Annotated in this window: 17 protein-coding genes; 3 read left to right on the top strand and 14 right to left on the bottom strand. The window is 47.5% G+C overall.

Going from position 1 to position 20,173, the window contains the following annotated elements; translation table 11 throughout:
• Positions 1 to 36: 36 nt before the first annotated feature.
• The 4 genes from AAIH57_RS01980 to AAIH57_RS01965 all read right to left on the bottom strand — a co-directional run bounded on the left by AAIH57_RS01980 (position 37) and on the right by AAIH57_RS01965 (position 6,386).
• Positions 37 to 810, bottom strand: a complete 774-nt coding sequence (locus tag AAIH57_RS01980; RefSeq protein WP_430020362.1) for a metallophosphoesterase family protein — start codon at positions 808 to 810, stop codon at positions 37 to 39.
• 69 nt (positions 811 to 879) lie between these two features.
• Positions 880 to 1,887, bottom strand: a complete 1,008-nt coding sequence (locus AAIH57_RS01975) for an LLM class flavin-dependent oxidoreductase (RefSeq protein ID WP_430020361.1) — start codon at positions 1,885 to 1,887, stop codon at positions 880 to 882.
• Positions 1,888 to 2,138: 251 nt separating this feature from the next.
• A complete protein-coding gene (locus AAIH57_RS01970; protein ID WP_430020360.1) occupies positions 2,139 to 4,076 on the bottom strand; it encodes an LTA synthase family protein in 1,938 nt (645 codons plus the stop codon).
• Between the two features lie 129 nt (positions 4,077 to 4,205).
• Positions 4,206 to 6,386, bottom strand: coding sequence for a putative PEP-binding protein (locus AAIH57_RS01965; RefSeq protein ID WP_430020359.1), 2,181 nt, complete (start codon positions 6,384 to 6,386; stop codon positions 4,206 to 4,208).
• A gap of 250 nt (positions 6,387 to 6,636) precedes the next feature.
• Here AAIH57_RS01965 and AAIH57_RS01960 point away from each other — a divergent pair, with 250 nt between their 5' ends.
• A complete protein-coding gene (locus AAIH57_RS01960; protein WP_430020358.1) occupies positions 6,637 to 7,014 on the top strand; it encodes a VOC family protein in 378 nt (125 codons plus the stop codon).
• Positions 7,015 to 7,241: 227 nt separating this feature from the next.
• Here the strand turns inward: AAIH57_RS01960 and AAIH57_RS01955 are convergent, their stop codons facing one another.
• The 9 genes from AAIH57_RS01955 to AAIH57_RS01915 all read right to left on the bottom strand — a co-directional run bounded on the left by AAIH57_RS01955 (position 7,242) and on the right by AAIH57_RS01915 (position 16,342).
• A complete protein-coding gene (locus tag AAIH57_RS01955; protein ID WP_430020357.1) occupies positions 7,242 to 8,738 on the bottom strand; it encodes a helix-turn-helix domain-containing protein in 1,497 nt (498 codons plus the stop codon).
• Between the two features lie 274 nt (positions 8,739 to 9,012).
• Complete coding sequence (locus AAIH57_RS01950) at positions 9,013 to 10,017, bottom strand: ABC transporter substrate-binding protein (RefSeq protein WP_430020356.1); 1,005 nt, start codon at positions 10,015 to 10,017, stop codon at positions 9,013 to 9,015.
• A 383-nt stretch (positions 10,018 to 10,400) separates the two neighbouring features.
• Entirely contained in the window at positions 10,401 to 11,087 is a 687-nt protein-coding gene (locus AAIH57_RS01945; protein WP_430020355.1) for a 3'-5' exonuclease, read from the bottom strand.
• A gap of 6 nt (positions 11,088 to 11,093) precedes the next feature.
• The gene (locus tag AAIH57_RS01940; RefSeq protein ID WP_430020354.1) at positions 11,094 to 11,630 is read right to left on the bottom strand and encodes a DinB family protein; all 537 of its coding nucleotides are present in this window, start codon (positions 11,628 to 11,630) and stop codon (positions 11,094 to 11,096) included.
• A 33-nt stretch (positions 11,631 to 11,663) separates the two neighbouring features.
• Positions 11,664 to 12,251 carry a histidine phosphatase family protein gene (locus tag AAIH57_RS01935; protein ID WP_430020353.1) on the bottom strand — a complete coding sequence of 196 codons (588 nt, stop codon included), beginning with the start codon at positions 12,249 to 12,251 and terminating at the stop codon, positions 11,664 to 11,666.
• Complete coding sequence (locus AAIH57_RS01930; protein ID WP_430020352.1) at positions 12,248 to 14,431, bottom strand: class I SAM-dependent methyltransferase; 2,184 nt, start codon at positions 14,429 to 14,431, stop codon at positions 12,248 to 12,250. Before AAIH57_RS01930 ends, AAIH57_RS01935 begins: the two co-directional genes overlap by 4 nt.
• Positions 14,432 to 14,462: 31 nt before the next feature.
• Positions 14,463 to 15,278 (bottom strand): aminoglycoside phosphotransferase family protein, encoded by an 816-nt coding sequence (locus tag AAIH57_RS01925; RefSeq protein ID WP_175396229.1) that lies wholly within the window; start codon positions 15,276 to 15,278, stop codon positions 14,463 to 14,465.
• Between the two features lie 21 nt (positions 15,279 to 15,299).
• Complete coding sequence (locus tag AAIH57_RS01920) at positions 15,300 to 15,872, bottom strand: GNAT family N-acetyltransferase (RefSeq protein ID WP_430021309.1); 573 nt, start codon at positions 15,870 to 15,872, stop codon at positions 15,300 to 15,302.
• Positions 15,873 to 15,895: 23 nt separating this feature from the next.
• Positions 15,896 to 16,342, bottom strand: coding sequence for a RidA family protein (locus AAIH57_RS01915; RefSeq protein WP_430020351.1), 447 nt, complete (start codon positions 16,340 to 16,342; stop codon positions 15,896 to 15,898).
• 356 nt (positions 16,343 to 16,698) lie between these two features.
• Here AAIH57_RS01915 and AAIH57_RS01910 point away from each other — a divergent pair, with 356 nt between their 5' ends.
• Complete coding sequence (locus AAIH57_RS01910) at positions 16,699 to 17,643, top strand: glycosyl hydrolase (protein ID WP_430020350.1); 945 nt, start codon at positions 16,699 to 16,701, stop codon at positions 17,641 to 17,643.
• A gap of 125 nt (positions 17,644 to 17,768) precedes the next feature.
• Here the strand turns inward: AAIH57_RS01910 and AAIH57_RS01905 are convergent, their stop codons facing one another.
• Positions 17,769 to 18,650 (bottom strand): AraC family transcriptional regulator, encoded by an 882-nt coding sequence (locus tag AAIH57_RS01905; protein WP_175396226.1) that lies wholly within the window; start codon positions 18,648 to 18,650, stop codon positions 17,769 to 17,771.
• 125 nt (positions 18,651 to 18,775) lie between these two features.
• On the opposite strand from AAIH57_RS01905, the gene AAIH57_RS01900 reads away from it, so the two are divergent.
• The gene (locus AAIH57_RS01900; protein WP_430020349.1) at positions 18,776 to 20,065 is read left to right on the top strand and encodes a Gfo/Idh/MocA family oxidoreductase; all 1,290 of its coding nucleotides are present in this window, start codon (positions 18,776 to 18,778) and stop codon (positions 20,063 to 20,065) included.
• The last annotated feature ends 108 nt before the right edge of the window (positions 20,066 to 20,173 follow it).

Below are 20,173 nucleotides of genomic sequence, written 5' to 3'. Positions count from 1 at the left end.
AAGTAGCATACGGAACCTGGATACGCAATGCAAATATTAATCTGCCGAACCCTGACCGCTCTCTCCCTTTTTCACATGAAACGTTTGTATGCTGCCATCCTCGCCAATCACCAGCATGTTCAACTGAGCGCCATACGCGCATCCGCCATCTATGCCGATCTTGTCTCCACTGGGATCAAACCAGATGTCTGCATGGTCATGCAGATGCTTCACAGGGGTGTGTCCAAATATCACCGTCTCCGTGATGGAAGTTGGCCTTGTGTAGAATTCTTCCCGAATCCACATAAAGTCTCGCTCAGGCTGGTTACGCCAGTCCTCCACGTCTGGATTAACTCCTGCATGCACAAAAATGTAACCAGGAACTTCATACACCAGGGGAAGTTCATCGAGAAAACGAAGATGATGCTCATACTGGGCACGAATCCACTGCTTGGCTTCCGTATAGGCCGTCCAATCGATCTGTTCTTCGTCAAAACTGACCTCCACGTAACTGCCCAGTGTCTGCAGTCCTCCATTGCGAATCCAGTGTCTGTCGTACTCTTCAACATCATTCATCAGCGCTTTGACCATCATGGCATCATGATTGCCCTTGATAACCACTATACCTTGCGTTTGTCGCAGTTCCATAATCTGTTCAACTACCTGCCGGCTCTTCGGTCCCCTGTCTACATAATCCCCAAGCAAAATCAGTTCGTCCTGACCGGGATCAACATTCACTTGATTAAGCAGCGCATTGAATTCATCATAACAGCCATGAATATCACTAATGATACATCTGCGAATGTGAATTTCTCCTTTCTGCTCACACAAGAATACAGTTGAAGCCCCGCACAGTGAGGCCCCAACCCCTTAGAAATATAAATTCCCGTTCAACCGATGTTAATCCTTCTTCAATCCAAAAGCTTCAGCGATCAGGCCAAAAGAGCGCAGACGTGCTTCAAAAGAGTGAATCGCTGATGCAATGATGACTTCATCGGCTTCGTGACGTTCTGCCATGGCCGTAATTTTCTCCTTCACCTGATCAGGCGTTCCCACGATGGAGAAGGAGCGACGCTGACGAATCTGTTCCATTTCCATGGCGGTATACGGATAATTATGCACGGTTTCCAGCGAAGGGAAGGAATTCTGTTCCAATCCTCTGCCAAGACGCAGAAAGAACAGTTCATTACTGCGGGCCAGTTCTGCCGCTTCTTCCTCCGTCTCCGCACAGAAAGCCGATACGGCAATCATGGAATGAGGCTTGTCATTCAGAATCGATGGTTTAAAATGTCTGCGATAATGCTTCATCGCTTCTTCTCCGCCAGGTGTACCGAAGAATTGTGCAAATGCATATGCCGTTCCCTGTGCTGCAGCAATACGGGCACCTTCTGAACTTGAGCCCAGCAGCCAAACTTCAGGTACAGTCGGCACGGATGGTCCAGCCACCAATGATGCAAAACGGTGACCCTCTGGCAGCTGCTCGTGGAAATAACCGCCCAGATCAGCGATCTGCTGCGGGAAAAATTGTACATTCGATGCTTTGCCCTCATTCAGCGCCCGGCTCGCGATTGGCATGCCGCCTGGTGCTCTGCCAATGCCGAGATCAATTCGTCCTGGGTGCAGCGCCTCAAGCAAACGGAAGTTCTCTGCGACTTTATAGGCGCTGTAGTGCGGCAGCATCACGCCGCCGGAGCCTACCCGGATACGATCCGTATGAGCTGCTACATGGGCAATCATCACTTCCGGACTGGAAAAGGACAGCGCTCCGCCGCCATGATGCTCGGACATCCAGAACCGGGAGTACCCAAGTTCATCGGCATGCTTCGCAAGGGTCACCGTCTTATGGAGGGTGTCCTGCACACTGCGTCCTTCATTGATATGTCCGTGTTCGAGTACACTAAGTTTCATCTATATTCATCCTCTCGTCTTCTGCGTTGTTGGCTGCAAATTATGTTAAAAACCTCGCTCATTCCATTGTAACATTATTAATTACAGTTTCAAAATAAACCCTGATTTTAGGATTACCGGATGGAGCATTGAACCTGGGCACTTCACCTATCTCATTATTTACACGGATCCGTAAACTATGAATACAAAAAAACGTCACCAGCATGAGCAGCAGCTGGCGACGTTACTTGTTGATCAGAGCCTGCATTCCGTTATGGTGCTCGTTTGGGCAGCAGCTTCACGTACTCATCCGATAACCTCATCAGGCTGAGCACATGCTCATAATCCGAACGATACGGTTCCAGATCGGTAACCGGTTCATACGTTTTGAGCGAGTAGGCTGTTCCATCTTCAAAACCTGCACCCGGAATAAACATGATGTCATTGTTCACAAATGAGCCGGTCGGCAAATAATAGCGGATACCGAATGCATTATGATCCATATTCAGCAGATCATGACCAAATGCGGTGAACTGTTCTTCTTTTAACGAAACACCCATCAGATTCATGACCGTCGGCAAAATATCAAGCTGGCCTCCAGGCTGTTCGATCACTTGACCTTTTACCTGTTTTGGCGTGTGAATCAGGAGAGGAATGTTAAAACGACTCACTTTGCCATCATACGGGACATTCAGGTTGGCCTGAATCTGCTCCGTAATCTCGTCATTTGCGGGCAATCCGAAGTGATCCCCGTAGATGACAAGTGTTGTATTATCCCACAACCCGTTGGCTTTCAGTTCGTCAATCAGCTGTCCGACCGCATAATCGGTGTAATTAATCGCTTGTAAATAGTCATGCAGCAATGTATTCGTAATCGTTGCAGGAATGGTGATGCGGGCACGATCCGCTGGCACCGTAAACGGTGAGTGGCTCGATGCTGTGATGAACTGAGCATAGAACGGCTGGTTTGCAGCCTGATGCGCAGCCATCTTTTCCACACCTACACGATACAATTCCTCATCCGATGGACCGAAATCGTTAAAACGGTCATTTTCGAAGCTCGGCTTGTCGAAGTATCGATCAAATCCAAGAGCAGGATACATCTTGTTCCGATTCCAGAACGTCACGTCATTGACGTGAAATGTCTCTGACTGATAACCTTCCTTGCGAAGCAGCTTCGGAAGACTTGGCAGCTCGCGGTCACTATAACCGGCTGACATCGGGACAACCCCGGTTGGATAAATGGACGTATTGGACATAAACTCGGCATCCGAGGTGTTTCCCTGTCCGATCTGTTGGAAAAAATGAGAGAAATAATAGCTTTCCTTGGCTAAATCGTTCAGTACCGGTGTTAACACCTGACCATCCAGCGAAGCGTTTATCGGAAAATTCTGAAAGGATTCCAATTGCAGCACAATCAGATTGCTGCCTTTGGCCTGACCAAAATATTTGGCCTTGATCTCCGATCCCTGACTTGCTTGATCCTGGTAAGGGTACTTGCTCACCAATTGATTGATTTTCTCAATCGTTTCATTAATATTGCCATTTGCAATGGCCTCGTTTTCCTTGCTTGTTAGAATGGCCGAAGATACCTGATAATTCAGAAACCCAAGATTTTCAGCCCGCACCAGTTCGTTATCAATGGTTTCGCCTTTGACAATGAAACTGCCTGACAGAACGATACAAAACGCAGCAGTAAGGGCTACGCCCAGCTTGCCCCAGTATCTTCTGCGAATTTTTCCGAAATGCAAGCCGCTGTCCCGGTAACTCCCATTCCTTCCACTCGAACGTCGACTGCGCAAAATGAGCCAAACCGGAAGTGCGAGTATGATATCTGCAAAGAACAAGAAATGTGAAGGACGTACCAGTGGTCCAATACTTCCCCGTACCTGTGCAACCTGCCCGAGTTCGCTGAGTGCCGTATATGTCGGTACGGAACTGAAATGCACGTTATACAATGTAGCCGCGAATAGAATGAGAGAGAACAGCAGGTTAAACCCGCCATATACGATCCGCTTCCAACGCTTCGGCACAATGAGATCCAGTATGCACACCACGGTCAGAGCCCCCAAAGCATCGGTTACCAGACCGACCCCGGACAAACCTTGGAAAAAGAAATACCGCAAAAGCGACAGCTTCAGCAGCATAAGGATAAATAGGACGGCAAATAAAGTCCGTGAGGAGGTCCGTTCATTTTTGGAATTTAACATGGTCGCTTTCAACCCTTATCTGAAATTTTACGTTCATTTTACAAAACGCATATTTCAGTATAACAGTTTTGCAATTTGTATTCCATGAACGGACCCGAATTCCTCTAACCAGCTTATTTGCTCATAAACTTAAGCTGTTGTCGATATATCATCATTCTGTACGTCTCTGTCCTGCATCCGAGCCATAAGTAACGCTTGTGCTGCAGCAATTCTTGTGTAGGCCACCTGCTCAGGCGGACAGCTTACGTAGTCCATTCCCATGCGGTGACTATAAGTCAGGATATCCAAACCAATACTTTCCTCCACACAAAGACCCACTTTTAAATGAGGTTTGCGGAGGCGGGCCTGAACAATAGCACGTTCCAGCAATTGTTCCCCCCCTTCAAGATGCAGAATCTCAGTCCCAAAGGACAGGAAATCGGCATGCCTAACGATGTGGGCTACAGTCAACGCCATTTGAGGACCTTCGATCATGGAGCCTACCCTGTAGTGGCAGTGACGTCTTTCCTCCCCGAGAATCTGGTCAGCCACATCATCAATCAGCTCTCTGATCATCTGAAGTTCGCTGCCTGGACCTCTCGAAGTCACTACAATCTCAGGGCGAACCCACAGTCCTTGACGAATGCTTTTGAGCGCCGCACGAAAAATGGCTTCAATCTGCATTTCATAGATCTCCGGGAAAACGGTTCCAAGACAACAACCACGCTGTCTACTGATCGGATGTTGTTCATACAACCGGTAAACACGCTGGATTATGCGATCCAGCTCCTCAAGACTGGTTTCATTTCCCCCTTCATTGCCTGCCCGCAAGGAATTCCGACGTTCCTCTAACGCTTCCACATCCGGAAGAAGTTCATCCAACAGGGAGTCAAACAGCCGTATGGTTACCGGATATCCGTCCATTTCTTCGAAAATCTGCTCCAAATCGGACTGCAGCATGGGCAGCAGACGTTCCAGGCCGCGTTTGCGCTCATACTCCGTTTCCGCCAGCACCATCTTTTGTACATAGGGTAACCGTGAAGAGGAAAGCAGCATATGTTCCGTTCGACTTAGACCAATTCCCTCGGCCCCAAGCGTACGGGCTATCGCGGCGTCACGGGGGTGGCTTGCATTTGCCAGTACGGTTATATTTTTCACATCATCTGCCCATTCGAGCAGCTGTCGAAGTTCAAGTGAAGGAGATGATTGTTGATGTTTATTGACCACGGCAGTTCTCTTTAATTCTGCAAATTGATTTGCCCCTTCGAATACGTGAGAGGGCTCCACACGCAGCAGCGCCTCTTGCCTGGTCAGCAGACCTTCGTGGACGAAATCTACCATTGTTTTTAGAGCTGATTCAGGAGTCAGACATGCGTCCCGGGCATGTAAAAGGTAAAGCTTACCCGACTCAATGATAAATTGGATTTCCTGAACAGCAGTACTCCGGCTCTCCAGCTCAAGGCTTACTTGCAGCAGAATCTTATACAATTCAGGTTCCGTATTCCTCAGCTGCTCCAGTTCCTCAGTATCAGATGCAGAAGCTGCAGAGGGAGTGTAGTCCCCGTACAATCCTTTAACCCCAGTCAGCGGATGACGCGAGTAAATTGTCCCCATTCCGCAGCGATCCCCATATTCTCCATTCACCAACACTTGGATTAATACCGGCGTACCCTGCTCTACCGAAACAGTGTTGACGTTTTGATTTTGCCTTCCTGAATCTATACGGGCGAAAGCACGAATGGCACCTTGCAGTTGAAGCTGCACATCCTGAGGGAAAGGTGGATGCCCCCATTCTTCGATGACGTCTTTATATTGGGCTATAGCAAACTCAAGCTTCGTTTCATCCAGGCTCGTGATATTACCCAATCGTTCTTCAAACACTGCATACGGAATTCCATGGACCAAGCGGCCATAATTCTGCAGCAATATCCGGTAACAGTTCAATGCATAGGGACGATTGTTGATTTGACGTGCAAAGCCTTCTACCGTGATGTCATTTAAACCTACATGCAGTAACACTAGGGAGTTCGCAGCTTCGGGAAGTACGTCACTGGCTTGCACAGCAAGCAAAAGCGGAGCCTCCGGATCGCCGAAGGTTTTGCCTGTATGCTGCTCCAGCTGCCAAACTGCCTTGATTACATCCTCCGACCCTTCGCCGTAAAATCGTTCAGGACGGGTATGGAACTCGTGACAGTATTCCGTTGTAATGGTGAATCCCGCCGGGACAGGCCAACCCGCTTGACATAGCTCCGCAAGCCCGGCTCCTATACTGCCCATTAGTCCTTTCATCTCTGCCGTGCCTTCTTCCAACAGAACTACCCGTGTCGTCATTACAGCGCTCCCATCCGCCATTCCATGGCTATGCTTAGAGGTACTCGCTTGTTGCGAATCGCCCTCTTTTTAATGGTATGATGCAAACCCGCAGTCAAGGACATTTGCTTGCGCATTTTGTGTTGGGAATGTAAACGGATATGGCAAGAAATTTATGGTAGTATATAGCTTGACTCATCAGAAATAACTCAAGAATGACGAGGCATACCCATGCTAGGTGAATCATCACATTACAAAGGAGTGACTATCATTGTTTAGCAAAGTTGGTCAAATCATGTTGTACGTAAACGATCAGGACAAAGCCCTTCAGTTTTGGACAGAAAAAGCAGGCTTCCACGTGGTCTCCGAAGAAAACAGCGGGGACATGCGGTGGATTGAGATTGCTCCTGAAGAAGGTGCCGAGACAACTCTTATTCTGCACGACAAAGAACTCATTGCCAAAATGTCCCCTGAGTTAAATCTGGGTACACCTTCGCTTATGTTTTTCACAAAAGACCTCAATCGGCTCTATTCGGACTTGTCCAGCAAGCAGGTTACGGTTGGTGAACTGGTTACGATTCCGGGCGGAAGAGTGTTCAACTTTGCAGATGATGAGAATAACTACTTCGCTGTGATGGAAAAAGAGTAATGTAATGCAGGTATCTTTGTTACGATCTTGTGATCTTCAACCAGATGAGAGCTTTGGTTTATGAATGTCTTTAACACAAACTAGGCGACTGACAATAGTAGTCAGCCGCCTAGTTTGTTTTACAACCATAGAACTTCACTATATTTGCCCTATCGATTTTCGTTCTTTTCAACACAATATTCCCGCAAATCCGAAAGCGCCAATATCTACGTCAATGTGTCCAATCCTCAAGCCATAAACCGCAATATGTCATCAATCTTTTTCCCATGGGAAATAACACCGTAGTTCATCCAGCTCAGAAAATCGACCTCATACACATGGCCACGCTTGACGGCAGGCAGCTGCTTCCATTCTGTCGTGTCCAGCAGCTTTCGCTCCTCCCCGGGTATGACAGAATCCACATTATCAAATGTAATGAACAAATGATCGGCATGCAGCTGGGCCAAATGTTCCGGTTGAATGTCGATTCTGCGCTCCTCCTTAGTCCATTGCTGTACAAGAGGATGCGGTGTCAAGCCCAGGTCTCCGTACATTACAGGTCCTACATAACCTTGCTGTGCACCGTACAACACAATTTGAGTCGCTGAGATGCGCAAAAAGGCTACCGTTTTTCCATGTGTGCACCGCGCTAACAGATCCTTGGCCTCTCTCACCTTTTCTTCATAAGTACCGACAATATCCCAAACACGACTCCCTTTTCCCAACACGTCCGCAGTCGATCTCAAAATGGAACGCCAGTCCTCTCCTTGGTGATTCACATAAAAAGTAGGGACAGTATGCTTGAAACGTTCCAGATTCCACCGTGTATGACCAGCATTAAGCAAAATAAAGTCAGGCTTATGGCTCTCATTGAAAATCGCATCCTGCCGGGTCACATCGAATTCTGGTATATGATCCAATCCCAAATATCGCTGTTTTCCCCAGGAATGGTGAGCAGATTGAAGTACGGGCTCCACACCGAGCGCAAGCACAAAATCCTCCAGATACGGCGCAAATACACGCACTTCCTGACGATAATGACGTCTGTATACACCCGGTGAGATGCCTGCATATTGCTTAAACCGACGACTGAAATAATATTCGTTACTGAACCCAACATTCTGAGCAATGTCATGCAGCCGATCATCCGTTAGCTGCAGAAGCTGTTTGGAACGTTCCAGGCGAATCGTATTCACATAATCCAGAGGAAGCTTGCCGGTCATCTCCTTGAATTGCCGAGTATAACTGGATCTGGTGAGCCGAGTATCCGCGGCCAGTTCATCCACCGTAATAGGTTGATTGTAATGGTCACGGATATAGCGAATAGACCGTTGTAAAAGGGATCGATGATCCTGGCAAGTATTTCGCGGATCATTTTGTTGAAGGAGCACACGGAACCATTCCTGAAAGCGAAGCTGCATGTCCCATTGTTCTAGCCAATCACTTGTTTCCTGTTGGCGCAGCATTTGATCCAATACTTCCAGACAGGAGCTCCACGGGCTGTAGGACAACTCTATAGGCATGGATGCTTCCAAGGTTCCTTTTCGTTGCTGAAGAGCAGGTTTCTTCTTATCAAGTTGAGCGTATGAAGCATCCTTGCTTTCCTTACCCGGTACCAGGTCAAGTCTATAATAATGCAACTTTGTTTCTGAGAAAGTTTTAATTTGCAGAGGTAAGATGGGTACTCCAGCGGGAACAAACAGTATCATTCCTTTGCTTAACTTGAACATGACATCTTGAGCCATCAGTTCTCCCTCTCCCTGGGTAACAATGAACAATGAATGGTTACTTGACGTCGTGTAATTTATTCTAATGGATGTTTCTGAAAGAGGGTACTGCACATACTGAATATGTTGAAGAGAACAAAGCCAGGGCTTGGGAAGAATCTGTTCTATTGTAAGTGACATCGTCATCGTCCTTAATTGAGAATAGTTATCATTTATAAACAGTGTAAACGAAAAAAGAAAGCTCTTCAACCCTGGCTGAAGAGCTTTCATGATTGCATACATAAAGATTTCACTAAGGCGTCATTTTTTGTAAGAGGTCATCAATCTTCATCGAATTCGCCGTTATCGCACCTGATTGCCAATACGACCTTTCCATCATGTACACCTGGTTGTTTTTGACTGCAGGAAGGGATTTCCACAACTTGCTATCCAGCACCTTCAAAGCTTCCTTGTTCTCGGGGGAAGACCAGTCTCCATTGGATGGAAATACAATAATATGATCCGCATCAAGCTCTGGAATACCCTCTTCAGAAAGGATTTCCTGATATTCTTCCATCTTGCTGACCAGTGGATGCGGCGTTAAACCAAGCTCCGAATAAATAAATCCGGTAAACCGATTTTTAATACCGAATAATGCCAGTGTATTATCGCTGATATTCAGTCGGACAACAGCTACAGTCTCACCCCCGACTGCTTCCTTAAGCTTCGCCTTGGCGTCTGCAATCTTGGCCTCATATGCCGAAACAACTTCTTTACCCTTGTCCGGTTTACCTACCACATCGGCAATGGTCGTCAAAATCTGATTGGAATCCTGCAAAATGTCTTCTGGCAGGCGGTACGTCGGTGCCACCTTTGAATACATCTCATATTTCTCCATGTCCACTCCGCCATCCACTATGATGAGATCCGGATCATATTGCAATAACGCTTCAATGCTGCCTGTGGTGTCAAATTGAGGCACATCCAGATCCAAATATTCCTGTACGCCCCACATCGGATTATACCACTGCACTACAGGTGTGATATCCAGAGCCTTCAGGTAATCTTCCACATAGATACCAGCAATGCGCTGCGGATGAACCGGAATCGTTACATCTCCGAATTCATCCTGTACCACACGTGTCTCCGTCTCTTTGTTTGTTTCAGATGCAATGTCGCCAGAAGCAGCATTCTCAGTTACCGGTGTCTGAGCCTTCCCTTCCTGTGTTCCGGAATTAGCACTACATCCCGTGATAAGCACTACCGTAACCAGAACTGCGATTCCCCAACCTTTAATACTGTTACTCCAACTTGCCATGCTACTCTTCACCCCTATGTAATCAGCTGTATAAAAGAGAATGTAAATATATAATGATTATCATTCTCAATTAAGTTCTAAGGTGAATTGTACCTTACGCCTTACCAGACTCACAATACACATTTGAATTCATTTTTTTATACAAACAAGAAGCACGGGGGTTATCTTGCCTCTGCTATCGCAGAGGCAATTTCCCGTTATGATAACTAGCAAGCAGTTGTCCCAGAAAAGTACTGTGGACTTCACCCTGCAGTAATCCAGCCACAATCAGTCCGTTATCATCACTCACATAACCGGCCAATTCGGGATTTTCTTAAACTTCTGATCTGTGATCAGCTTGCCATCATTCAAATCGTTCAGGAGCTTCTCCGCCGCTGTTCTGCTCATTTCGGCATTCCTCCATTTGGTGTGATCTTGTACATCTCAGGTATCTCAAATCTTCGCACGAAGCGAGTAGGATCTGCAGTGAAGTGATCCAAGCCCCTCTCATCATACTCCTGAAGAAGTTGACCCAGTATGCGAGCAATAATGCCGCAATCCGCCAAGGCATCATGTCTTCGAATGCCGACTGTATTGATGTTATAATACTGAATCAGAAAATCCGTAGATATAACCTCACGCACTTCAGGATGAATATACGTGAACATCGCTTTCGTATCCAGCACCTTATTGGTAAACATCGACACGCCCAATTGCTCGCAGTGGCGCTTCAGTATAGGCAGATCATATTCATACCCTGCATGTGTTACGAGAATCTTGTCCCCCACAAAGCTGGAGAATGCATGAAATGCTTCTGTAAAAGCAGGAGCTGTGATCATATCCTCATTCGATATGCCCGTTAACTTGGCTACAGCATTCGGTATCGGTTTACTGGCACGTGAGAAGGAAGAGAATGTTGAATTCCTTGTCTGTCCGCGTTTGTAATCCATTGCACCGAATTGGGTAATGCTCTCTTGCTCGGGATGAATCCCTGTCCCTTCGAGATCAAATATGCAGTACAAGCGCTCGTGCAGCTCGGGCACATACAGGTCGTCCACAACATACCGGTCGGGATAAAACTTGATTTCCATAAGTACCTACCCCTTGAACTGTTCGGAATATGTACGTCTCAGGTAGACGATGTGAGCATAGTGGTGTCGGCAATGGTCCGCAATATGGAACAGACTCCAGCGAATCACTGCACCTTCTCCATTTTCATAAGGAACCACCCGTTCCAGATCATGATCTTGCAAAGACAGGCATACACTTCTGAACATTTCCCGAATGGAAGAATGCTCTTGCAGCCAGGTTTGTATCGTCAAGTCCGGTATCAAAGGTAACTTTCCATCTGCGTCAAACATCGGTCCATATTTCTCCGTATAGCCAGCAGGCACTTCTTGAGACTGTAAGCGAAATACCCAGTGAAGCAACACAACACTGATGTGTCTTAACAGCTGGGCTGTGCTGTTTACATCATGTGCAGGTCCTTTGAACTGCAATTCCTCCGCACTCATGTCTTTCACGAGTCGAATTAATCTCTCATCATTGTAATCTACCATGGCATGCAGCAGACCTACTACCGGCGTCATGGCTGGATCAGGGCTCAAATCATTGATATTTGTCATTTCATCCATGCTGTAACCTCCTTGAGGATCTACGGATTAGAATTAATTTGACTCTTGCCACAGACGGGTGACCTGCACCAAATTATGTTCCTTATCGAACTCCAATTTATAAATATCCGGCATCGTTGTGCTCACCCAGAAATCGTAACCGTAGGAAGGATCAAAATGCTGAAAAATAAGGGTCATCACATCCCCATGTGTCCCAATCGCCACTTTTTGTCCAGCGTGTGTATCCAGAATTCGCTCAATTACAGGTACAGCTCGTGAGCATGCCTGTTCACCTGACTCTCCTCCCGGGTATGCATAGGAAGGATCAAGGTATAATCGTTGTTTGGCTTCACGAAAATCGGCATGCTTCACCGTCTCATCAGATAGCTTACGTTCTCGCAAATCTTCCTCTGTCACCACGAATGCACCCGCTCCTTCAGCCAGTTCCTGAATCGTATCCACTGCCCGCTTGTAAGGACTGGAATAAAAGCATTGAATTCGCTCCTCACGGAGCAGAGTTGCAACTGCCGCCGCATCCCGCTTCCCCTGTTCCGTGAGTCCCCGCTCTCGTTCCTGCCCTTCCACATAAGCTGACTCCGCATGCCGAACAAAGTATAAAACCGTTGTGGCCTCATTCCTCATCTGCCCGCCATCCCTTTCTTCTTCTCAATAACAATCAGGCAGGTGCTGTCTGGCAAAGGTGTTGGCTGACCGTCTTCCTTCATGAACACAATGCGTTCTGCAAGTGCCTCGTTATACCCTTCCTGAAGAAAATGCTCCAGCCGAATGATCTCGGCCTGCTCACCAAGTGCTTCGCGAATACAATTTTCATAGGTAGATGGGGTAAAGATGCCAAACTGTTCCTGGATCTCGTGAACATATGCTTCTTCGCCCCATGTATATGTGTACAGAAATTCCATCGCATCGTTGATGTTGAGAACAGCTTCATTTTCAGCAGCCCGTTCGAATGTAATCTCACGACCCTGGAAGTCCTGAGCATATCGTTCCAACCAGCGCATCCCTTCCGGTTCCAAAAAGCGAATCCGCCTTTTCTGATCTTCAGGTTCTGTCATAATGCCATCCCTGATCAAGATCCTTCCACCCGGCGACAGTACGTGAAACGAACTCTTCAGTGCTGCGACAACCGTGTCCGTGTTAAATCTCCGTCCGTCTCGCTCAATATAGGAGTATAACTCATGCAGAATAGATGAAAAAATGACCGTATCCACCGTGCCTGGCTGCACGTATTGATCCAGCTGCAAAGCATCCCCTTTCATCACCTGCCAGCTGTGACCTTCCCGCTGCTTTTTGCGCTCCAGCGCTTCGATGACATTGGTAGATATATCAATGCCGATCGGCTCCGCATCCGGTTTCTCCTGCTCAATGAGATCAAGCAGCACGCCCCCGCCAGGACCAATATCCAGGACACGTTTGCCAACGATGTAGTCCAGCAGCACTTTTTTATAATCACCCGAGCTGTTCATGTCCGCCAGATATGTTTCTTCATTATGAAACCGGTCATACGCATCCCGCCGCAGTCCGAACAAATCGAATAGCAACAATACAGCCTTCTCGTATAATGGAGATTTCTCGGCTTCAATACAAAACGCAATCAGCTTCTCGGCCGCAGGAGAAAACTCAAAAGTCACAAAAACCGTATCCGTCAAATCAGGATGACGTAAGGCGCGATGGGTCAAGTGGGGATAAGTGACCGACTGTCCCTCTTCAATCTGTTTCCAGGACCATTGTTCCAGGTACTTCTCAATCATTCGTTTTTTGTAGATGTTCAGCTTCTTGACGCCTTTATAATCGTAATACATCGTATTCATTAACGGTTCGAAGCTGATATGGCGTACTTCATCTGCCTCCGGTGCTGAGGTAGCCATGTCCTTACTGTGCAGGGAGAGAAGGAAAACTTTGACCATTTCCTGCAAAGAAAAATCACGCAATGCGGATTCCACGTACCACAATGTGAGATGAGACAGCGGTGCCAGCACCTTTTCTATATCAAGCTCTGTCTGCAGGTTGGCATAAGCCTCATCCATGGACTCTCCTTCACGAATGGATAAACTCCTCAGACGGGATAGTCGTTCCTTCAACGGCCAGTCTGCATGATCCGGCTCACTAATGATCCACCCTACAATTCGCTTTACTTCTGATTCGACCTGTCTCCACAGCATCGGATCAACACCAGCAATAATGCATTCATTGAGCGCCATTAGGATGGTCTGCAATTCCTCGGCTGTCAGCCAGCCTTGCGTTATGAAGGAATGCAGCGGAGCATTCTCTGCAAAAGGGATCTCACCTCGTATGTATTGACCAATAAGACCATGCGTCGCAATTAAGGTGCGGATCATGTGCTGCCTCGGCATTATGGTGTTCTCCCGATCAGCATATAATTCGGGTGCTTGATCAACCGTATTATTTTGGCCTTCGTCCATGCTTCCTGTCTTCCGATGAATAACGTACTGACTGTATAACTGTGCGGATCCAATATTATGTACGAACAGATTTATCCCTGCGCGCTGCCAAACCTTTCTTTGTTTCAGGGAACCGGCTTTGGCTGTCTCCGACCAGACCAGCACTTCCTCTACCAACTCACGTACCCAAAAGGAAACATTCAGCTGATCCAGTACGCGCAAACTCCGCTCCACGTAGTCCAGAACGGGATTGGTCCCTTCAAGTTCAGCAATGGAATGAATACGTTCCAGATTAATAATGGGTTGCTCGGCTGCTGCCAGCAGCTGCAGCCATGAATGCTGCCCCGCCTCTGGGATGTTGCCTCTTCTGTAGGAATGTATGGCTTCTAATGAGTGCAGCATGTTGACATTCACCTCGTTATTTTAGTTCAATTTATACGTTCAATTGATTCAGTTGCTCCTGGACAAATTTCAGCACTTCTTCTGCTTCATTGCCTGGCAAACACTCTTCCAGACGTGCAGCAGCAACAGGCAGAATCCATGATTCGATCTCCTTCCAGGTTAAGCCAGTAAGGTGCATATAATGGTTGGTGTACCCATCCACAATCGTATCACGAGACCTTTCAAATCCCAATCGAATCTCCGGATCCGCATCCTCCGGTAACGATGCGCTTTTTAATATGACCCAGCTGCGTGCCACATCACCTGCAGGATCGCCCGACATGCCCGTCATCCAATCGATCACATAGCAGCTGTCTTTCATCTCGTTCACCATGACATTATCGGGATGATAATCACCGTGACAGATCTGTGTTCGTTCCGGGAGACTTGACAGGTAAACCAGTATGCGTGTCTTATCCTCTTCGGACAATAGCTGTGTTCTTCGAATTGCGCCTGACAAGATCTGCTTCTGTGAAGGAAGAACTCCTTGATCGTCACTTTGGGAATGAAGCTCCACATGGCAGACAGCCAGTTGATGTACAAGCTCCTGAAGTCTTAGGGGCTGTCCAAACATCATTGAAAACATCGTATGACCTTCAATTCGTTCAAACACGATTCCTTGACGATTCGCCTCATCTATAATTACCCTGGCCTGTGGCACGGGCAATCCCTTGTCATATAGAATTTGCGTAATTCTGAATTCATTCTGGACAGCTTCAAACGAAAAGTCACTTTTGTACAATTTCATAATCTGATTGGACGGATAAGCATAGATGTCTGCGGTTCTTCCCTGACCAATAAGCTTCATAACTGAGCCCCCACCCATCTGTTATTCGAATTCTTTGCCTCTGATTTTACTAAACACCATGACATCTACCAGCGTACCTGCACGGTCACGACGCACACTTCGCAGTATGCCTTCAAGAGTAAATCCTGCGCGCTCAGCCACTTTGGCACTTCGTATATTACGCGAATCACAGCGAATCTCCAATCGATTCGCATCCAGATATTGAATTGCGAACTGCTCAATCCCTTGCACAGCTTCCGTCATCAGTCCTTCACCGGTCCGCAATGTTCTGATCCAATAGCCAATCTCGAAACAGCGTGCATTCCAATCGATGCGATGCAGACCGCTGCTGCCTACAAATTCATTGGTATGTCTATCTCGCAAATGGAGAACCATATCGGTTCGCTCCAAAAATTGCAATCTGGCTTTGCGAACATGCGCTTCGGATTCTTCTAACGAAGGTATATTTTCGGCAAAGGGCAGCCACGGACGCAGCTGCTCCACACTTTCGCGAATGGCATCGTTAACTTCCGCCCCATCTCCCCACTCCGGAGCTCGAATCGTGAGACGGGTTGTATTGAAGCTCTCAGGAAAGGACAGCATAATCGGATTCATTGGATTGGTGTTAGCCATGCTCCCTACTCCTCTACCTGGAATATGGAATCCACAATAAGCGGCAGGTTATCCCGTACGGAGACAGCTCCAAAAACCGACCGTGCGTGCACGCCCTTCTCCCCAAATACGTCCAGCATTAGATCCGAAAACCCGTTCAAAACTTTGTGATGTTCCTGATAGGAAGCAGAAGCATTAATGAAGCCCTGAACCTTGATCACACGTTTCACCCGATCCAGTGAACCCAGCACATCCTGGACAACGGCGAGCACTTCGATCCCTGCATTCCGGGCAAAATCATACCCCTGCTCGGTCGTAAAATCCTCCCCTAGTTTGCCACGCTCCACTGTATCCGGCCCTTTCCCTGACACGTACATCAACCCATTTACAATGACCGCATTGGCATACTTCGCTGCCGGTGCGCTTGCCTGTGGCAAGATAATTCCCAATTCACTCAACCTCGTTGCTATCATCGGCTTCGACCTCCCTGGAGACAAATGTTTACATCGTACATCTATCAATATATTACTATTTTGGATAAACATTAATATACGCCCGATCTAAGACTTAAGCAATGTTTATACCTTGATCACAGGTACCGTGCCATCCTAGTTCATTGCTTTCAAGTTTAACTCCCCTATACTACGTTCAATATTTTATCAGATGGCACATCCCCAAGGTTGTTTCTAAATTAAATGCTTATTTCAGAATTAGTTAATATATTAATTCATACCAATTGAAAACGTTATATTGTAATTTCACCCGATCTCTTTTACGATAGATACAATGCTTACTAATATTATGCGGCTAATTAAAGGAGGACTTTATCTTGAGTGCACCCTTATTTCGTGATCCCATCTTCGATGGAGCGGCTGATCCGGTCGTTGTATGGAATCGTTCCGAGCAAACCTGGTGGATGATCTACACCAATCGCAGAGCTACTGCAGGAGGTCCGAAGTTTGCATGGGTTCACGGCACGGATCTTGGCGTAGCCTCTTCATCCGATGGAGGACAGTCATGGACTTATCGCGGTACGTTGACAGGTCTTGAGCATGAATGGGGACATAATACGTTCTGGGCACCGGAGATTTTCTGGCATAACAACACGTACCACATGTATGTCAGTTATATACAAGGCGTACCTCATGACTGGCCGGGTCATGACCGTCACATTATGCATTACACCAGCCCCGACCTCCTGACTTGGACGTTTCATGGCAAACTGGAGCTTAGTTCAGACCGCGTCATCGATGCCTGCATCTACCCTCTCCCGGATGGACGATTCCGTATGTGGTACAAGGACGAGACGAATTCTTCTCACACCTATGCCGCAGACAGCACGGATCTCTACCATTGGGACGTTATCGGTCCGGTCATTACAGGTCGTGCCCACGAAGGGCCTAACGTTTTTCGTTTCCATGATTCCTATTGGATGATTGTTGATGAATGGAGAGGACAAGCCGTATATAAATCTGATGATCTGGAACATTGGGAGTGGAACAGCATGATCCTTGATCAGCCGGGGATTCGCGAAGATGATGGCGTGATCGGTTTGCATGCAGATGTGGTGGTCCAGGATGAAGAAGCCTATATCTTCTATTTCACTCATCCGGACCGTATCGAAGGCGTCGATCATGCCAGTGAGCCTGCTCGTCGTTCCTCGGTTCAAGCCGCCCGGCTGGATGTAGTGAACGGGGTTATGGTCTGCAACCGTGATGAAGAGCTGCAATTGCAGCTTCGTCCTGAGACAGATGTTGACCATATTTCCGTTTGAGCACACCCTGCAAGACGAATCTCAGTATATTTCTAATGTAAAATAACTGGCAAAGACCTGAACAAAGACCTGCTTTTGCAGGCTTGTTCAGGTCTTCTTTTGATTCCCGCTTGATTCTGAGCAATTTACAGAGATTGAGACAGACCCGAATCTTTATACCCCTGTCTGTATGTTCTTGGAGACATTTGAACTGTCCGTTTGAACACTTTGCCAAAATGGGAAAAGTTACTGAAGCCTGCACGCCAGGCGATCTCCGTAATGGAATCCCCACTCTCCCGCAGCAAGCGCTGCGCTTCCTTCACGCGAAGCAGATTCAGATAATCGATAAAGGTGAATCCTGTGGTTTGTTTGAACAATCGACTGAGATAATGCGGACTGATCCGGAATTCTGCCGCAACTTCGGGCAGCGAAAGAGGGTTCTGATAATTTTCATTCAGATAGCGGACAACCGCTTGCGTTTTGGGATGTAGAATCGGCTCGCTCTCCGCAGCATGTACCTTGCCCTGCTGTTGATTGCGGTATGCGATCAGCAGCAATTCAATGGATCGGTGGCGCAGCAGCAGACTGCTTCCCGCTTGGGGCTGGACCATCTCATCAATCATTTCATTGACAATTCGTTCTGCGGTTTCGCTGTTATGTGGTGGAAGCCTCAGCATCGGAACTTCCCATCCGAAAGGTTCCTTTAACCCCTCAATCAATGAAGGCGCTATACTCATCTCCCCAAACAGCTCCGGCTTCAGGTACAGTACAATTCGTTCATGGTCTGGTCTCCCGCTCTCCAGTGTCTTATGAACGGCATTCCGGTCCACGAATACAAAATCCCCGGCTTTTACGTGGTAGGAGCGGTCTTTAATAAAATAGATGCGCTCACCCTTCAAGAGATAGTACAGCTCATAATGGTCATGAAGATGGTCAGCTGTCATGGAATAATAGCCAAGCCGGCGATCATATTCAATATCCAAATATCCGGTAGGATCGTGGTAATCTGCTCGAAACGGCTGTGACATGATGCAGCCCCCTTTTCAAGGATTATAGCAAAATAAGCGGGGTTTGAAAGCGATTACGCAAAAAATGCGGCGAAAGAAGTATTCCCTTGTTATAGTCTAGAGCTATATTCAAGGAGGCGATAGATATGAGTGGCAAGAAACGCTATGTATTGGTTGGTACCGGGGGGCGGGCCGAATTTTTTTACGGTGCACTGGCACAAAACTTTCGTGAACAATCCGAACTTGCAGCATTTTGTGATATCAATCAGACCCGGATGAATTATGCCAATCAACTGCTGCGAGAACGATATAAATACAATGAGGTCCCCACCTATACAGCAGATCAATTTGATCAAATGATTGAAAACGAGAAACCGGACGCCGTCATTGTGACCAGTATTGACCGTACTCATCACAAGTACATCATTCGGGCCATGGAGCTTGGATGCGATGTCGTGACCGAGAAGCCCATGACCATTGATGAGCACAAATGCCAGGACATCCTTGATGCCGCCAAGCGGACCGGGCAAAATATCAGGGTGACCTTTAACTACCGTTATGCTCCCCATCATACCAAGATCCGTGAGCTGATCATGAACGATACGATTGGAAAAGTCACCTCCGTTCACTTCGAATGGCTGCTCAATACCCGGCATGGTGCAGATTATTTCCGCCGCTGGCACCGCGACAAACGTAACAGCGGAGGATTGCTTGTGCATAAGTCCACCCATCACTTTGATCTGGTCAATTTCTGGATCGGTTCTCAGCCCGAAACGGTCTTTGCGTTTGGTGATCTGATGTACTATGGACGGGAAAATGCGGAAGAACGTGGCGTTACCCAATTCTACAACCGCGCAACCGGCAATCCGCTCGCCCAGGAGGATCCGTTTGCACTTCATCTGGATTCGGATGCACATCTCAAAGCGATGTATCTGGACGCGGAGCCTGAAGATGGCTATCAGCGCGATCAGAGCGTATTTGGGGATGGCATCAATATTGAGGATACGATGGGCGTGCTCGTCCAGTATCAGAACAAAGCGATTTTGACCTATTCCCTTGTCGCCTATCAGCCGTGGGAGGGATATCGTATTGCCATTAACGGCACCAAAGGCCGGATCGAGATGTCCATTGTGGAACAGTCCTATGTCAATTCACTCGGCGACAAAAGTCTGGAAGGTGCACTGATTGGCAAAACGCTGCGTGTACTTCCCATGTTCGATGCCCCGTATGAAGTGCATGTCGAAGAGCAAAAAGGCGGACATGGCGGGGGAGACCCGGTACTGCTGAATGATCTGTTCGGCGAGCCTGCGGAGGATCCGTATGCCCGTGCTGCCAACCATATCGATGGAGCGAGATCCATCCTGACCGGTATTGCAGCCAACCGTGCCATTTCTACAGGGATGCCTGTCCAAATCAATAGCCTGGTTCAATTTTAATTATTGCAAGGGTGTTCCTTCAACATGTTATTCAAGACTGCGTATTTCACGCGGTCTTTTTTCCATTTGGAGTCCTGGCTTGAGAAAATCTTAATATCAAGGAGGAAA

It is taken from the genome of Paenibacillus sp. MABNR03 (assembly GCF_050455445.1).
GTDB classification, from domain to species: domain Bacteria; phylum Bacillota; class Bacilli; order Paenibacillales; family Paenibacillaceae; genus Paenibacillus; species Paenibacillus xylanilyticus.
The sequence above is the reverse complement of the archived record's forward strand: the minus strand, read 5'-3'. Positions and strand labels throughout refer to the sequence as shown.

Coding starts and splice junctions, on each gene's coding strand:
- AAIH57_RS01935 (WP_430020353.1), bottom strand. CDS start 12,251: ATGAGGAATGAGGCCACAACGGTTTTATACTTTGTTCGGCATGCGGAG.
- AAIH57_RS01965 (WP_430020359.1), bottom strand. CDS start 6,386: ATGACGACACGGGTAGTTCTGTTGGAAGAAGGCACGGCAGAGATGAAA.
- AAIH57_RS01905 (WP_175396226.1), bottom strand. CDS start 18,650: ATGTCACAGCCGTTTCGAGCAGATTACCACGATCCTACCGGATATTTG.
- AAIH57_RS01900 (WP_430020349.1), top strand. CDS start 18,776: ATGAGTGGCAAGAAACGCTATGTATTGGTTGGTACCGGGGGGCGGGCC.
- AAIH57_RS01930 (WP_430020352.1), bottom strand. CDS start 14,431: ATGCTGCACTCATTAGAAGCCATACATTCCTACAGAAGAGGCAACATC.
- AAIH57_RS01970 (WP_430020360.1), bottom strand. CDS start 4,076: ATGTTAAATTCCAAAAATGAACGGACCTCCTCACGGACTTTATTTGCC.
- AAIH57_RS01945 (WP_430020355.1), bottom strand. CDS start 11,087: ATGGAAATCAAGTTTTATCCCGACCGGTATGTTGTGGACGACCTGTAT.
- AAIH57_RS01915 (WP_430020351.1), bottom strand. CDS start 16,342: ATGATAGCAACGAGGTTGAGTGAATTGGGAATTATCTTGCCACAGGCA.
- AAIH57_RS01955 (WP_430020357.1), bottom strand. CDS start 8,738: ATGGCTCAAGATGTCATGTTCAAGTTAAGCAAAGGAATGATACTGTTT.
- AAIH57_RS01925 (WP_175396229.1), bottom strand. CDS start 15,278: ATGAAGCTTATTGGTCAGGGAAGAACCGCAGACATCTATGCTTATCCG.
- AAIH57_RS01940 (WP_430020354.1), bottom strand. CDS start 11,630: ATGGATGAAATGACAAATATCAATGATTTGAGCCCTGATCCAGCCATG.
- AAIH57_RS01975 (WP_430020361.1), bottom strand. CDS start 1,887: ATGAAACTTAGTGTACTCGAACACGGACATATCAATGAAGGACGCAGT.
- AAIH57_RS01920 (WP_430021309.1), bottom strand. CDS start 15,872: ATGAATCCGATTATGCTGTCCTTTCCTGAGAGCTTCAATACAACCCGT.
- AAIH57_RS01950 (WP_430020356.1), bottom strand. CDS start 10,017: ATGGCAAGTTGGAGTAACAGTATTAAAGGTTGGGGAATCGCAGTTCTG.